This is a genomic window from Chitinophaga agri (assembly GCF_010093065.1).
GTDB lineage: Bacteria > Bacteroidota > Bacteroidia > Chitinophagales > Chitinophagaceae > Chitinophaga > Chitinophaga agri.
In genome coordinates, this window is record NZ_CP048113.1 from 1,380,438 (window position 1) to 1,396,669 (window position 16,232).

Consider the following 16,232-nt stretch of genomic DNA (forward strand, 5'->3'; position numbering starts at 1 on the left):
TTGTGTTATATTACTTTATGGTAGCCCGTACCTGCGTCACCTCGGCGGCTGAAATGGTACTGGCCTTGTTCCCGAAGCTGTTCCTGACATACGACAGGATATCCGCGATCTCCTGGTCTTTTAATGCTGCCTGTGAAGGCATCGGATTCGAGTAGTATTCCCCGTTGATCTCCACCTCTTCGTTCAGTCCCTTCAGCAACACGCCGATCAGTCGTACCTTATCGCCCAGTACGTATTCCGTTTTTATCAGCGGTGGGTTCATACGGGGTACCCCGCTCCCATTCTCCTGGTGACAGGATATACAATACTGCCGGTATAACACCTTTCCTTTTGCGATCTGTGCGGCCGAAGTGCCACCGGTTTTAGTACCCGCCGTTTTCTTTACCTGTGCGTTCACTGATAATGCAACTATCAGCAATGGCATCACCGCCCCTATCCATCTGCCCATACTTATTTTGCGTTATAAACGATCCTGTAAACGGTTCCTTTCGCATCATCTGTTACATACAGTGAACCATCCGGTCCCTGTGCCAGTCCGCACGGACGATGAGCCGCATCACCCGGGTTCTTTATTGGCCCCTTGCCGGCGAAACCATCTGCAAACACTTCCCATTTACCGGAAGGCTTCCCATTCTTAAACGGTACGAACACCACATAATATCCGGCCTGCTCTTCAGGATAACGGTTCCAGGAGCCATGAAATGCAATAAAAGCACCGTTCCGGTATTTCTCCGGGAACTGTGTACCTGTGTAGAACAGTAAGCCGTTAGGCGCCATATGTGCCGGAAAGGCGACTACCGGATCTTCCGCATTCTCACCACCCGTTTTCTTACCATCCCCGCCATATTCTGGTGCCAGCATTTTCTTTTGCTGATACTGATCGTAGTAGATGTAAGGCCATCCGCAGTCAGACCCCTGTTTCACGGCAAACATACATTCCGCGGGCAGGTCGGCCGATTGTTTTTCGGAATACAATGCAGGGAACAGGTCGTGTAACTGATCACGGCCATGCTGCATAACAAAAAGCTGCTGCTGTGATTTATTCCAGTCCAGTCCTACTACGTTCCTCAGACCAGTGGCATACCGCACGCCATCACCGTACACCTGGTTCAGTTTATCTGCCCGGAACTGCCAGATGCCTGCGGCAGAATCGAGTACAGGACAAGGCTGCATACCCATGGAACCCGCTGTTCGGTCCTGCGTCTGACAGGAGTTGGAATACGCACCGACATTCACGTAAATATTGCCCGCATCGTCCAGCACAATTGATTTGGATTCGTGCTGTCTGCGGTCAATCAGTCCGCTAACCACTGTTTCCGGATGCTCCGGGTCCGTCACCTGTTGCTGTGCATCCACTTTATACCGGTAGATCGCCGTGTTAGACGTGGCGTACAGGTAATCGCCTTTCAGATAGATACCTGTACCGCCGTAGTTACCGAAGGCGGTTTGCTTATCGACCCTGCCATCACCGTTGTTATCCTGGAGGAATAAGATGCCATTGTTATTTTTTGCCCTGTCCAGTTTGATGTAGATGCTACCGTTACCGGCCACGGCAATGTGACGCGTGCGGCCCAGCCCATCGGCCACCTTGAGTGCACCAAAGCCGGCAGGCAGTTTCAGGCCGGCGTTGTCGGCATCCGGTTTCACCACTGAGGCGCCTGGCTTACCAGGACCACCTGCAAATACGGAGGAGGCGATGCTTGTCATGGCAATGACAGACATCAGTAATACCTTGCTTGTTGTTTGCATCGGCATATCGAGATTGTGTTAATGAAGAATAAAGCCGGTGGAAAATTACGAAAACTAACAGGGAAAATGCTGCCTGCTACGTCTCCAGGCGGATACAATACCACTATTTTTTGAGATATCTGGCCTGCCCCTGACCGTGCCGGCCCCCCCGCATAAGATCGCCGCTGGTCAACCCCAGATCCCTTTCTCGAGATACCTGATCAGGGACAGCCTGACCCCGGCACATGTCTCCCGGTCATTAGCGGCCAATGCCTCCGCCAGATCATTACCAGACACGTCTTTTGGACGCTTTCGGCCGACCAGCTGAACGGCTCCTGATCTTTGTACTAAATGCGCACTAATACATCACCAAAAGGTCACTTCAAGGGCACTTCAATATCCAGGGGATATTGAAGTGCCCTTGAAGTGACCTTTTGGTGTCCTCTTGGTACCCTGAAAGTGAGCCGTTCAGGACATAAAAAAAGGGCGTTCAGCCCTTAAAAAGAAAGGCAGGAAGTCATTACAACCTCCTGCCTTTTTCTCATCAAAACAACCAGAGCGGTAACTAGTAGCCAGGGTTCTGGACCAGTTTATTATTTCTGTTCATCTCATCGCGCTGAAGCGGCATGAAATACATCTTATCCAGCCAGATCCTGTTCTCATTAACCAGGGTCACGGCAGTATAAGTATAATCATAATTCGCCTCATCATGCTGATAGAGCGTCACTTTAACGTTTGGCTTCAGTTTACCCACCACGTTAATACCACGCAGGGCACGACCTACTGTAGCAGGTGCGATCATCCAGCGGCGTACGTCAAAGAAACGCTGCTCTTCAAACACCATTTCTATTTCCTTCTCACGCTGGAAGCGGGCTTTCAGGGCGGCACCTGACTCGGTGAAACCAGGCATACCTGCCCGGGTACGGATCATATTCAGGTAATTACGGGCTTCCGCATCCTGACCCAGTTCGATACAGGCTTCTGCATAGTTGAACAGTACTTCAGTATAGCGGAAGAACGGATAAGGTACTTCCTGACGGAAATACTGCGCATCCACATTCGGATCAATGAATTTTTTCATATAATAACCGGTGAAGCTGCCATTCCAATTCTCTACCGGCCCCTGCCTCGTATCGAGACCAGGAGCATTGATGATCTTTGACTGCTCAGGGTCCCATACTTCGTATACACCTGTCTGCGCCTGGTTGGCCGGATCTTTCGCTGCCACGTCCGTAGGACGCTGACGCCAGTTAGCACCATCATACAGGATGCTGGCATAAAAACGCGGATCGCGGTTACGGTAAGGATTGGCCTTATGCGCTGCCTCGCCCCAGTTAAAAGGCGTACCATCGCTCATTTCATAGTCGTCAACCAGCAGCTGCGTAGGAGTATTACCTGACCAGTTATGATAACCATTCAGACCATTATACAGCCCGATCTGTCCGCCGGCTTCCGATTTCGCGTTGAGGAAATAACGGGAGAAGATGCTCTCGGTATTATCCTTCAGGAACATTTGCTGATAATTGCTGCTGGCTTCTTCCGGTGTAGCAGGTGTTGGGAATGCCAGTGAGTAACGGCCCAGGTCCATGACTGCTTTAGCAGCATCCTTCGCACGCTGCCAGCGTTCAGTACGGCTGCCACTGGTGTAACCCAGTACCTCCGGATGTTGTGCCGCAGCAATGATGTTTGACTTAGTTTTAGCCGTTGGGATATCATGCAGGTCACTTGCAGCATATACCAGGATACGGGACTTCAGTGCCAGGGCAGCACCCTCTGTCGCACGCCCCTTAACGATATTGCCATCTTTACCATGGAGATAATAGGCGGCGGAATCACAGTCCTTTACGATATGGTCCACACAATCGGCAAAGGTACCCCGGTCGATGGTGTAGTCTTTATCATCCAGTGTATACACAACGTCTATCAGTGGCACACCACCATAGGCGCGTACCAGCTGGTGATAAAAATAAGCACGCAGGAAGAAGACTTCTCCCTTTACCCGTTCACCGGAGGTCTGTTTATCGAAAGGCACCTTGCTGACATTCTGAAAGAAGACGTTACATGCGCGGATACGCTTGTACATCTCGCCCCACTGGAAGGTACCACGGTTGGTGACATATTCAGCGTCGGTAGGACTGATCGTAGCTTCCCCCATGTTCTTCATACCGTAGTTATGCGTGAACATGGTCTCATCGGTAGCGGAGGAAAGCATTGTTTCCAGGAAACCGCCACTGCTCAGACCATTGTATATTTCATTCACAAAAGCCTCCGTCAATGCCTGGTCCTGCCACACATCATCCTTTGTTGCTTCGCCGAGAGGCTTTGTATTCAGGAAATCAGTGTTACAGGCGGCGATGGTAAAAGCGCCCGCAACACCAATGCTGATATATATTTTCTTCAATAACTGCTTCATGATGCTGATGATTTAAAAGGTTAAATTGAAACCTGCATTCAATACCCTTGACTGCGGATAGTACTGACCGTTACCATTTATGGATTCCGGATCGAGGATCTTCAGGCTATTAGCCGTGAACAGGTTTAAACAGTTTGCATAGATCCTCAGATTAGTGATACCCGATCTTTTCTTCAGGAAATCAGGAATACTGTAGCCGAGTTCCAGGTTTTTCAGACGTACATAGTTCGTACTGCGGATCCAGTAAGTGTTACCGTTCGCCCAGTATGTATCATTACGGTCATTTACGCGCGGGTCAACGCTGCTTGGATTATCAGGGCTCCAGCGATGATCATAGTAATCTTTTGTAAAGTTGCCGATCTCACCTGATTCTGTGTTGATATGCAAAGCGCCGCCGGTAGCACCCTGTACCAGGATGGCACAGTCGAAGTTGCCGTATTGCATGTTTATATTCAGACCGCCGGTGAATGTAGGCTGTGTGCTTTTTCCATAGCGGATCTTATCATCACCGTCAATCTTTCCGTTACCGTCGATATCCCTGAACTTCATATCACCGGGACGGAGATTATTGGTCAATGCAGAGTAATCGATCGTATTCTTATCAATTTCAGCATAGTCTCTGAACACGCCATCGTATTCGTAATACAGGTTGGTGTTCATCTGCTTGCCAGTAGAGCGCTGCCAGACAGGGGCGCCAGGTGCTTCATCCCAGAACACGATCTTGTTTTTGGAATAACCACCGTTCACGCTTACATCATAACGGAATTTAGTACCGATGGTACTGTTGTAGCCCACACGGAACTCAAAACCCTTGTTATCTACCTTACCGATATTTTCAGCAGGCAGGGTCATACCGGTAGTTTGTGGTACAGATGCATTCCTTCTCACCAGAATGCCTGAACGTTTATTCATGAACGCGTCCAGTTCAAAGTAAACCTTACCGTTCAGGAAAGCTCCATCCACACCGACGTTGTAGTTATTGGCCACCTCCCAGGAGATATATGGATTCGGGATACGTGCCTCGAACAGGGATTTTACGACATTGCCACCGAGGATATAACTGCTGAATCCATAGGTGGAATAGTACTGATATTCCTGTAAGGTGAGCGTACCGTCATTGTTATCATCGAAGTATACCTGGTCATTACCCAGTTTACCCCAGGAAGCACGAAGTTTCAGGTAATTCATGAACTTCACGTTATCCTTCCAGAAGCCTTCTTCTGATACGCGCCAGCCAAGCATCAGTCCCGGGAAGAACCCGAAACGGGAAGAAGATGGGAACATATAGGAGCCATCATTACGCCATACGAATTCAGCGAGGTATTTCTCTTTATAGTTATACGCCACACGACCGAAGTAGTTGAGACGGGCACGATCCCAGGCGGAGCCACCGTTATCTTTTTCCGCGTCACCACCGGCAAACATCTGATCGATGAGAGAGGAAATGAAGTATCTGCGGAAGGCGTTGAAGTTGTCAGAGTGTACGGTTTCTCTTTCAATACCGAATACGAAGTTCAGCGTATGATCTTTCTTAAATGTACGGTCGTACGTCAGCAATCCACGCAGCAGAATATTACTCTGGTCTTCATCGCCCTGGTTGAGGGTAGCCTGATCAGTACCACGTTTGCTCTTCACGAGTACGGGTGTAACACCATCGTCCTGGTAGGATTTCTTATCCCATGTATAGAGGTACCATGGTGTCATCCATCTCTTGGTACGTTTGATATATTTATCGAATGCGACGTTACCGCTCAGCTTCAGTCCTTCTACACCAGGGATCTGTATATCCAGGCGCGCACTGGTCTGTACATAGTAACGTTTGTCCTTATCGTAGCCGGTCTGATCGGTCGTAATAACGACAGGATTGTTACCATATTCGATGTCCGGGCCAGGTAATCCGTTAGGCCAGAACGCGGGCTCTGTTGGTTTGCCACGCATCAGCATACGGAAGATGTCACCAGCGGAACGGGTAGGATAATTACGGTCTTCCTGTCTGCCTAACATGTCTACGCTAACGTTCACATATTTATTGATCTTACCGTCCAGGTTGATACGCAGACTATACTGATCGTATCCGGTAGCAGATTTCTTGTAGTAAGCGTCCTGCGACTGGTAACCGAAGGAGGTCAGGTAACGCATGTTCTCACTACCACCGGAAACCTGTACGCTGTGATTGGACTGAGGCGCCCATGTCTTAAATGTAGCGTCATACCAGTCCGTATTAGGGTATAGCCAGGGATCAGTGCTGTTACGGAATCTATCGATTTCAGAAGGACCGAACGCAACATCCCATTTCTTGTTGGTGGTAGGAGATGTGTAGGAACCGCCTTGTTTGTAGGTATCCCATGCAGTGGTCCATTCCCTTCCAGGCACATCCCTGTAGAGACTTAGCTCATCACGCAGCTGCGCGTATTCTGCCGCGTCGGACATTTTGGGAATAGTGGTCGGCTGTGACCATCCCTGGTTAAAGGAGTAAGAGAGCTGTGGTTTACCACTTTTACCGCGTTTGGTCGTTACGAGAATAACACCGTTTGCCGCACGCGCACCATAGATCGCAGCAGAGGCATCTTTCAGTACGGAAATGCTTTCGATGTCCTGGGGGTTCAGACGTTCCAGACCACCACTACGGCCGGCCACACCATCAATTACGATGAGCGGATCATTATTACCCAGTGTATTGGAACCACGGATACGGAGTGAAGAACCATCCGCACCAGGTTCACCACTGTTCTGCATGGCAGTGACGCCGGGCATACGGCCAGCGATGGAGTTGGACAGGTTGGTAGCAGGAGATTTTACGAGGTCAGCACCCTTTACCGTTGCAATGGAACCGGATACGGCTTCTCTTTTCTGCGCACCATATCCTACGACAACTACTTCACTGAGACCTTTGGTATCAGCGTCGAGTGTAATGGTCAATGGAGCGGAGCCATTAACAGTGAGTGTTTGTGGTAGGAAACCGATTGCAGATATGGTGATTTGAGCGCCATTGGCTACGCTTAAAGTAAAAGTACCGTCCGGTAATGTGGTAGTCCCCTTTGAAGTGCCAACCACTTTGATAGTGGCGCCAATGATTGGTTCTTTATTTTTATCAACGATCTTTCCTTTCAGTGTAATATCCTGTAGAACAGAAAATAAGGTGTGATAACCATCTGCCACCGCAGCGAGCGGATAAAGGGCAGGTAAAAAAAGCAGCAGGGTGAATTTCATGCGCAATAGAGCTGACTGCCAGGCATACCGATGCCTGACCTTCAACAGGTCTACATTTTTCATACGTTTGATTTGTGTGGTTAATAAAGGCTGATTACAAACCGCCTGATTTTGGCTGTACTAACAGATGCCGGAACATCATCGTTTCAGACGCTATTACTGGTTCTCATTATTAAACGTGGTTTATACTAGTTAAAGAATATATGGTAGCGGGTCTAAAGCACAATACAACTACATAGGTTCTTGTTTACGCAGTGTGCAGCCTGATTTCATAACGCTAAGATCTCACGTGTCAATTTCACACCTAAAATAGAAAAAATAAATTAACTTTTATATTTCTTTTAACATACTGCGGTCAGAGTAAAGTGAAAATGCATATGATTCACCCCTGTCATCATCCGTTCGTACATGACCTACAGGGCACTTCACTACACAGCTGTCGCCTATACGACAGGTACGCTTATACTGATTGGCACCGGGGGCGACTATCTGGTACTGGCAGCAGGCGGATCATTTATCTGACAGGCGCGAACGACCAGTGCCTGCATTCCTGTTGAGAATGCAGCCCGCAACTATCTATTATGGATTATATATGCAGGTCACTGCCTAATAATCCTGTACGAACTGAATGGAAGTAATGCTGAAAGGGTTCCCTTTTGCCACCAGGTAGAGGTCATGTATGCCATTGGAATACTTGGGGTTACCTACCAGTTTGAGCGCATAGGTGGTGTCGCCGGTGAACGGTATCTTCAATGTACCAATACGTTTGCTTTTCTTTCCTTTGGGGCGGTCAATACGAAACTCGAGTCTGCCGTTCTTCTTCTCCTTATTCTGGCAGAATACGACTACTTTAAATCCAATTTCACCCATACCGAGGTTCACCTGGCCAAAGCCCAGGTAGCTACCGGATTTCATTTTAAATTCTGTCTGGAAGTCTCCTTTCCTCATTGGCGCCGGCGGCGTCGTACCTGCCGGAGCAGGTGCTGCAGATGGCGGTGGTGCGGCCGTTTGTCCCCGGACAATCAATTGCACAAGTAAGAAAAAAAGACATAGGATAGGCCTCATAGTTCTTCAATCGGTCCGGTACCTTTTGAAGATACCGACCAGGTGTCTAAAATACTAATTAGGTCGAAAAATTACGCAAATTTATATTAAAAATTCCAATAATAATATAGGCTGATTCCCAGCAGGTTAAACCGACCGTGTTTATATAATGCTGAAAACGGCAAACGACTCTGCCGGGAGAGCCGTTTGCCGTTAGTATAGTACGCCGGGAATGCACTTCTATTGTGCTACCTGCATGAAGTTATTGTTGTGTCTCTGGAATGATGATATGGAAGGCTGCCCCCTGATGTTCCACACCAAATGCCTGAATATCACCATTATGAATATCCATGATCTTACGGCAGAGGGCGAGACCGATACCTGTCCCTTCAAATTTTTCCTTCTGGTTCAGTCGCTGGAAGATGACAAATAGTTTATCCGCATACGTCTGGTTAAACCCGATCCCATTGTCAGCCACAATGATCCTGAAATAGGATGGTCCTTTGGAGAGCGAAGGCAGGTCGCTCATCTCAGCGTCAGAGATCTTATGCGCTGTTATAGTGATACGGCATGCTGCGTTCGGACGGGAGAACTTCAGGGCATTACCGATCAGGTTATAGAACAACTGGTTCATCTGTAGCGGTACCGCATCGATGACAGGCAGCTCGTTGATATCAATGATGGCGTTCTTGTCTTTTACGAGGAGTTCGAAGTCTTCGATAACATTAGCCACGATCTGATTCAGGTCTACCGGCAGGAAGGCATTCTCACCCAGTTCGAGACGGGAGTAGGCGATCAGATCCCTGATGAGGTCCGACATGCGGATAGCGGACTGTTTCACCTTTCTGAGATACTGCGCCGTGTCGATCTTACTGGGCGTACCGGGTTTCACGCTCTCCAGCATGTCGGCAAACAGCCGGATCTTTCTGAGCGGTTCCTGCAGGTCGTGGGAGGTGATGAATACGAACTGTTCCAGTTCATGGTTCCTTTTGGACAGGTTGATATTGGCATCTTCCAGTGCGATGGTCCTCTCCCGCACTTTTCTTTCCAGCGCATCTTCCACCATCTTCTGATCATCGATATCTGTGCAGGCGCCGATAAATCCGACAAATTCATCCTGCGAATTAAACCTTGGGATACCCGAGCATGCCAGCCAGTGATAGGTACCATCGTGACGTTTCAGGCGGAATTCCGCATAGAAATTTTTCCTGTCGCGGGAAGAGCGGCTGAAGTTGATCTTCCACTTATCGATATCCTCCGGGTGCATGATGTCATACCAGCCGTTATCTTTATTTCTATCCAGCCCTCGTCCGGTATACTTCTGCCATGCCTTGTTAAAAAAGGAGAAGGAACCGTCTTTCTCTGCGATCCAGATCATGGCAGGTGCGGTGTCGGCGATCATTCTGAAGTAGGCTTCACTTTGCTGCAGGTGGAGTTGTGCCTGTTTACGTTCCGTGATATCGGCAGTGACACCGATCATCTTTTTTACAGAACCATCTTCTTCATAGACACCCTGCCCGGTCGCTGCGATCCAGTGAACAGAATTGTCCGGCCAGCGGATACGGTATTCCTCTACGTAGAGTGAGCGGTTATTCAATGCATATTGCATTGCTTCCTCTGCGCGCTGGGCATCTTCCGGTAGTATGAGTGCCAGCAGCTTTTCCTGCGTGAAATTAGACTGGGGAGAAAGGCCGAAGTTACTCCTGAACTGATCGTTCCCGTTGATGATACCGGTGGCCAGTTCCAGTTCCCAGGAACCAAGACGACCGGTCTGAAGGGCGAAGTTCAGGCGGTTATTGACATCCTGCAGATGTTTTTCGGCCAGTTTACTTTCTGTGATATCGGTCACTACGCCCAGTACACGGATGGCGTTGCCATGGGCATCGAAGAATACCTGCGCCTTACAGGAGACCCAGGTCATCTTGTCATCTGCAAGGTTGATCCTGAACTCGATATTGATCTGTCCATTGTCCTTACCGGCCAGTGCTGCATGGATACGGGCCTGTACCGCAGGTACATCAGCAGGAAGAATTTCTTTAATAAAACTGTCAAACTCCAGCGGAGTGGTTGACGTGATCCCAAACAGTTCACGGCTTCTGTCCGACAGCAGGAGTTCCTTTGAGATCGGGTTAAAGTCCCATGTACCGGTGCGGGTGCCTTCCAGTGCTAAGCGCAAACGCTCTTCGTTCGTGCGCACCAGTTCCTGTTTACGGGCGATGCGTTCTCTCGCTTCTCTTACTTCTGTGATATCTTCTATAGCGATAAGGATCAGTTCTTCTTTCAGGTCCTGTGAAGTGATCAGTTGCCCGTTCATCATGATGGTGCGTGGACCATTGGCAGGAGATTTATATGTCAGCTCATAATTAGAGAACGGCGTTCTCGAGGTCATGAGGTTCTCCATCAATGACCGGAGATCGGAGGTATTCCATTGTTTATTTCCCAGTTCGTACAGGAGTTTGCCTTCCGTCTCCTTCCGTTCCATTTTAAATGCGCGGTAGAAGGAGGCGTTGGCGCTGACCACACGGATATTGGTATCAAGGATCAGCAGCGATTCATGTACGGTATTGACAATGGACTCCGCATAGAGACGGGCATTATTGAGCTGATTGTTACGTTCCAGCAGGTCGTTGTTACGGGTACTCAGTTCGTCGTTGATGACCTGTAATTCTTCCTGGGAGACTTCGAGTTCTTCATTAAGACTTTTCAGCTCCTCATTGGCTGACTGCAGTTCTTCATTGGTGGCCTCGTAAGCTTCCGCGACAGCGCGGAGCTCTTCTTTATACCGCTGCACTTCTTTCTCCAGCTGGAAGATGCGGAGGTTCTTTTCATCAGCGGTCTCCGCCATGTCTACCCTGCGGGGTACCAGCTCACCAGCGGCGACTTCATTTGGCTGGTTATTGAAGATAACGAGGTAATAATTTTCATGCAGGTTGCTGATCGGCACGATCTCAAATGAAACGCCTAATAAGCCGCCAGCCGTAGTAATGGTCAGGCCCTCCTTACGAACATTCCTCCTGGTGGACTGTGCCTGACTGAGGGCGCTCCGGAGACTATGCACAAGATCTCTGTGGGCGAGCTTGAGGATGTTCAGACTGGCTTTACCAGGTCCATGTTCGAAGAACTGCATGGTAACACCTCTGAATTCGATGATGTCTAGTTTTTCATTAAGCAACACTGCTGACGGTGCATACATCGAAAGTATAATACTGTCGGCCGCTTTCTGTGCATCTACATTGTCATCCCTCTCCTGGTCGAAGCTTGGTGTCATATGCTTTATTTTTTTATTAGTCGGGAACGCATTCCTCAGCGTCCATTTATCTACATTCTTTTTAAGATAGATCTTTGTTTTCTTTGAGGGCATCTCAAAGAGATCGGGAGATCTGTTGGTTTCGGACTTACCCAGCCAGAGGAAGCCGCGGTCGGTCAGTGCGTAATTAAAGATGCTGAGCATTTTCTTCTGCAGCACCGGCTGCATATAAATGAGCACATTCCTGCAACTGATCAGATTGAGCTTCGCGAAAGGCGGGTCTGTCAGCATGTTGTGACAGGCGAATACGCAGGCATCCCTGATGATCCCGGAGATCTCATATCCCTGCTCTACTTCTATAAAGAAACGTTCCAGTCGCTCGGGGGATACACCGGCTACCTGTGTGCTGGAATATACGGCCTTACGGGCAGTAGCAATAACAGCCTCAGAAAGGTCAGTAGCGAAGATCTTCACCTTACTGGCAAAATTTTCGTCCCCCATCAGTTCATAGAGGCACATGGCGAGAGAATACGCTTCCTCACCGGTGGCGCAACCGGCGACCCATATACGTACCTGTTCCTCCTTTTCACGGGATTGTCTGACTACCTGTGGCAATATGAACCTGAGCAGATATTCGAAGCTGCCTTCGTCCCTGAAAAAAGAGGATACGTGGATCAGCAGGTCCGCATAAACGACATTCTGCTCGTTCTCACTATCTTTTATGAACGTTAGATATTCCTCAAATCTGTGAACATTGACAAGTGACATTCTTCGCTGAAGCCTTCTGGTGATGGTGGAAATCTTATATTGCAGAAAGTCCACTCCTGAAAACTCGGATAAGATCGTCAATATGCTTTTTAATGCTGCATTGGGTATAGAACCAGATCGCCTTCTGTTCAACTCCCCTTCAGAATGTGTATCTGGCATACAAACAGCTTTAGTTCGTGTCTGGTTTTATTCTTCCTACACTATTAGGACTGCTAAAGATAATATATAAAAATTAAATCAACTCAACTCCTGTTGCTGATAGCTACCGAGGTATCTCATCAGGAAACGGGCGATATCCCCGGGAGGCAGTATGGCGTGCGGATCATCTTTATTGATGGCCATCTGAGGCAGGCGGTTAAATTCGGTAGTAGCCGGATCCTGCACCATTACCAGTCCATTGTAGTCTTCTATTGCCTTAATGCCCTCGATCCCGTCTACACCCATCCCGGAAAGGATAACACCAATAGCGTTCTCCTGAAACGCATTGGCCATGGAATGAAAAAAAATATCGATAGAACGATTAATGATTTCAGTAGCGTAACGCTGTCTGACTTTGAGACAGCCATTCTCCGTGGTCATCATTTTGCCTTCTATGAGGACATACACATGGTCAGGTTCCATTTGCATGTCAGTCTCTACCCGGTGAACGGGCATATGGGTATATCTGCTTAAAATACTACCGAAGCGACTTTTGTATTCGGGCGTGAGATGTGGTATGACCACGTAGGCAACACCTGTTTTTTCCACGACTTGTTGAAAAAACTCACACACCGATTCCAACCCGCCAGCCGAGCAGCCAATGCCAACGCAGAAAGCCGGTTGTGATCTAATGATTTCCATATGTTGTGCAATTTATCGGACGAAAACAGTGATTTCCTAAAAGCAACCTCGTCAAATATCAGGCCACGTGAATGGATCGCTTCGAATCGACTTACTGCAGTTCTTCCGCAAAAAAAAAGGATGGTACACTTTCATGCACCATCCCCTTACAGCTATCTTCGCTGTTATTTAGACTCTTTCAGCACCATGTCAATGGTGATAGCGCCTGCAACGATCGCCATTTTATTCAGGTCTTCCGGACACTCCTGCGCGATTGTCACACGGTATTTGTCAGCAGTAGTGAACACTTCCTTGAACGCACCCGCCCATTTCTTGGTGATAGCGCCCAGTTCCCTGTCATTCTTATCTACTATCTTGAAATTCCATGCTTTCCAGTCACCCTTGATCTCTGCCAGTACTTCGTTATTGGCATCGAGGATATGAAACAGGGGTTTCATGAATTTAAACTTCTGTTTGATACCACCAACAGGCACACCATTCATATCACGGATCTCGATTTTGGACATCCAGAATGTCCAGCCACGGTGGATAGAGGCAACAACCTGCTCATTGGCATCTGCAATATTCAGGGTGAACGGAAATATTGCCTTGCTGAGAAAAAGACGGAGGAATTTGTGGAACAGCGGCACTTCCTGGCGGATGTTACCTATCTGCTGACCATCCTGATTAAATACTTTATAGGCGTTCGCAAATTTCAGCAAACCCACCTTTTCATCAATGAAGAAATCGTCGTACTGAAAAAACTCGGGTAATTTCGTTTGTCCCATTAGGTTTATCAAGTTCTGGTTATAGAATGGCGCAAATATATACAAAAAAGTATGAATATCAACAGCTTTAAGAAATCTGTTCAATTGATATTTCGGGAACGTCCGCACATTCCTTAAATTGCAGTAAGCAGCACCGATTTATCAAGACTATGGAAAAACGCGCTACCCCATCCGGACCCAAGCTACGCTTATGGCTAAAACGTATAGGCTTCTGGGGATTTATCTTCTTCCTGGTGAAGGGCCTTGCATGGCTGATCCTGGGCTACTATCTTATGAAGTAACGCCCCCGGCTACATGACAGGTATATTGATATGAGATTCCGGGTAAAAACGCAATTCGTGCATCAGGGCATCCAGTAAAGTCTGCTGACTTACATCTTTCGCTGCGCCGTAATTTTTCTGCCAGTAAAGATTGGCGGCCGGGCTAATGGTCATTACAATACGACTACCTTTCCGGATCTGCTTACACATCCAGGCCCCTTCTTTCAATGTAATATGATAGATCTCGTTCTCCTTCCAGTAGCTTGGCTTCGCCTTATCAATACTGAGCGACAGCCGTTGCGCAGTATGTGCCAGCGGCCAGCGTTTACCTTCACTGTCCACCTCCCACCAGCTGAGCATCAGGTCCGCATCGGGCGTGCCGGATGACATCCAGAGTTCTGCACTGATACTCCCATTCAGGATCAGGTCCTTATCGAATGGCGGTGTGGCAAGTGTGATCAGCTGTTTCCTGCTGAACATGGCTTCTGTAATAACAGCGCTGTTGGCGTCATAGATGGTCAGTGTATCGTCAGCCGTATCTGCCGCATCGAAAGAGAACACCAGTGGTTTCCTCCCCCCTCTTTTCCTTTTTGTCATGGTCTCTTCAGGTTTGGCTGGCAGATAGAAAGACAGGGTATCCGTGTTCATCTTTTCCACTGAAGGGAAGTAATGCCACTTATTCTCTCCCATTGCAAAAACAGCGATCCGGTCCCGCAGAAAGGCCGGTTTCGGGCCACCTTTCAGGGTATAGTTAAACCAATCCAGCACCAGCTGCTTCTGGTCTACCATGGCTGCCTTATCGATAATATAGGGGGCAATCGTGTCCCTGCGTTTACCACCCTGTCCGCCGCCATGGTCGAACGGCCCGATGAAAAGATAATGATCCTTCAGGGCCGCGGCGGTGCCGTAGGTATGATGTGCATTGTAATAATAGATCGCCCCGCGCTGGTCGTCATCAAAGAAACCGGTGGTAGAGAGGATAGGAATATTGATACGGGCAAATTCCTCCGGGGTCGGCGTCATTTTCTGCCAATAGTCATCATTACCCGGATGCATGATCCATCGCTGGAAGATGGTATCCATGCCGCTTCCCTCCAGGGAGTCGAGCGCACTGAAAGGCAAGCCTCTCAGCAGGTACTCTTTATTCAGAGAACTCCATTTTTCCTGATCAAAGAACGTAGCATCATCGAGATAATGGTTATTACGTACGTATTTCAGCCATTGCAGCATGTAGGTCAGAAAGATGCCACCAGGATTGGGATAATCTACCCCTGGCCCTACGGCAACCTGCGGCACGATGGTCCTGAGTGCAGGGTGTATATTTTTAACAGTGGCCCACTGGGCAAAGCCCAGGTACGATCCCCCGTACATGCCGATCTTACCGTTACACCAGGGTTGCTTACTGATCCAGTCGATCGCCTCGTAGTTGTCAGCCGCATCATTCTCCATCGGATAAAAACTACCACCGGAACGGGATTTGCCCCTGTTATATACGAAGACACCTGCGTACCCGCTATCTGCCACATACTGCGCCCTGATCGTGTCGGATTTTGACGGATAACAGTTGGCCCTCAATACGACAGGCAAAGGCAGCGCAGCACCTTCCTGGTACAGCAGCATACAGCTTAGGACAGTACCATCTTTCAGCGGTATCTCCAGGGTACTGTCAATCACATATCGTTTGGACTGCGCGGAAAGCAGGCTGCTAAATAAGAGCAAAAAGGTCAGTAGGATTATTACAGGGTTCTTTCGCATGGTGTTGATCCGGGTTAAGGGTACACCAATATAATAAAAATAAGAGAAGTGTCATACTTTCCAGTAACAAGAGCTGATCCTGTGCAGGAAGGTCAGAGGGTTCGCCTTATCCGTGTGGTAGTGCCTGCCAGGCGGAACTACCCGGAGACACAATGTGGGCCGGCCAAAAGACCAGCCCCATTCCGTTTATGATATCTGTC

At 48.6% G+C, this 16,232-nt stretch carries 10 protein-coding genes; 1 reads left to right on the forward strand and 9 read right to left on the reverse strand.

Features of this window, described 5'->3' with window-relative positions; translation table 11 throughout:
* Positions 1–10 precede the first annotated feature (10 nt).
* The 8 genes from GWR21_RS05230 to GWR21_RS05265 form a co-directional block, all read right to left on the reverse strand.
* Positions 11–448 (reverse strand): c-type cytochrome, encoded by a 438-nt coding sequence (locus GWR21_RS05230; protein WP_162330717.1) that lies wholly within the window; start codon positions 446–448, stop codon positions 11–13.
* Between the two features lie 2 nt (positions 449–450).
* Positions 451–1,749: a PQQ-dependent sugar dehydrogenase gene (locus tag GWR21_RS05235; protein ID WP_238430202.1), complete on the reverse strand. Its 1,299-nt coding sequence runs from the start codon at positions 1,747–1,749 to the stop codon at positions 451–453.
* 544 nt (positions 1,750–2,293) lie between these two features.
* Complete coding sequence (locus tag GWR21_RS05240; protein ID WP_162330719.1) at positions 2,294–4,141, reverse strand: RagB/SusD family nutrient uptake outer membrane protein; 1,848 nt, start codon at positions 4,139–4,141, stop codon at positions 2,294–2,296.
* A 12-nt stretch (positions 4,142–4,153) separates the two neighbouring features.
* The gene (locus tag GWR21_RS05245) at positions 4,154–7,414 is read right to left on the reverse strand and encodes a SusC/RagA family TonB-linked outer membrane protein (RefSeq protein WP_162330720.1); all 3,261 of its coding nucleotides are present in this window, start codon (positions 7,412–7,414) and stop codon (positions 4,154–4,156) included.
* Positions 7,415–7,957: 543 nt separating this feature from the next.
* A complete protein-coding gene (locus GWR21_RS05250) occupies positions 7,958–8,383 on the reverse strand; it encodes a carbohydrate-binding protein (protein ID WP_162330721.1) in 426 nt (141 codons plus the stop codon).
* Positions 8,384–8,657: 274 nt separating this feature from the next.
* On the reverse strand, positions 8,658–12,569 hold the full coding sequence (locus GWR21_RS05255) for a CheR family methyltransferase (protein ID WP_162330722.1): 3,912 nt from the start codon (positions 12,567–12,569) through the stop codon (positions 8,658–8,660).
* Positions 12,570–12,647: 78 nt separating this feature from the next.
* Entirely contained in the window at positions 12,648–13,250 is a 603-nt protein-coding gene (locus GWR21_RS05260) for a chemotaxis protein CheB (RefSeq protein WP_162330723.1), read from the reverse strand.
* A gap of 164 nt (positions 13,251–13,414) precedes the next feature.
* The gene (locus tag GWR21_RS05265) at positions 13,415–14,017 is read right to left on the reverse strand and encodes a phospholipid scramblase-related protein (RefSeq protein ID WP_162330724.1); all 603 of its coding nucleotides are present in this window, start codon (positions 14,015–14,017) and stop codon (positions 13,415–13,417) included.
* A gap of 149 nt (positions 14,018–14,166) precedes the next feature.
* On the opposite strand from GWR21_RS05265, the gene GWR21_RS05270 reads away from it, so the two are divergent.
* Complete coding sequence (locus GWR21_RS05270; RefSeq protein WP_162330725.1) at positions 14,167–14,298, forward strand: alanyl-tRNA synthetase; 132 nt, start codon at positions 14,167–14,169, stop codon at positions 14,296–14,298.
* A gap of 9 nt (positions 14,299–14,307) precedes the next feature.
* Here GWR21_RS05270 and GWR21_RS05275 read toward each other — a convergent pair whose 3' ends face one another.
* Positions 14,308–15,996: a CocE/NonD family hydrolase gene (locus GWR21_RS05275; RefSeq protein WP_162330726.1), complete on the reverse strand. Its 1,689-nt coding sequence runs from the start codon at positions 15,994–15,996 to the stop codon at positions 14,308–14,310.
* Positions 15,997–16,232: the final 236 nt, after the last annotated feature.

Excerpts from the sequence above, each read along its gene's own strand:
- GWR21_RS05230 (WP_162330717.1), bottom strand. The coding sequence starts at position 448 with ATGGGCAGATGGATAGGGGCGGTGATGCCATTGCTGATAGTTGCATTA.
- GWR21_RS05235 (WP_238430202.1), bottom strand. The coding sequence starts at position 1,749 with ATGCAAACAACAAGCAAGGTATTACTGATGTCTGTCATTGCCATGACA.
- GWR21_RS05240 (WP_162330719.1), bottom strand. The coding sequence starts at position 4,141 with ATGAAGCAGTTATTGAAGAAAATATATATCAGCATTGGTGTTGCGGGC.
- GWR21_RS05245 (WP_162330720.1), bottom strand. The coding sequence starts at position 7,414 with ATGAAAAATGTAGACCTGTTGAAGGTCAGGCATCGGTATGCCTGGCAG.
- GWR21_RS05255 (WP_162330722.1), bottom strand. The coding sequence starts at position 12,569 with ATGCCAGATACACATTCTGAAGGGGAGTTGAACAGAAGGCGATCTGGT.
- GWR21_RS05260 (WP_162330723.1), bottom strand. The coding sequence starts at position 13,250 with ATGGAAATCATTAGATCACAACCGGCTTTCTGCGTTGGCATTGGCTGC.
- GWR21_RS05265 (WP_162330724.1), bottom strand. The coding sequence starts at position 14,017 with ATGGGACAAACGAAATTACCCGAGTTTTTTCAGTACGACGATTTCTTC.
- GWR21_RS05270 (WP_162330725.1), top strand. The coding sequence starts at position 14,167 with ATGGAAAAACGCGCTACCCCATCCGGACCCAAGCTACGCTTATGGCTA.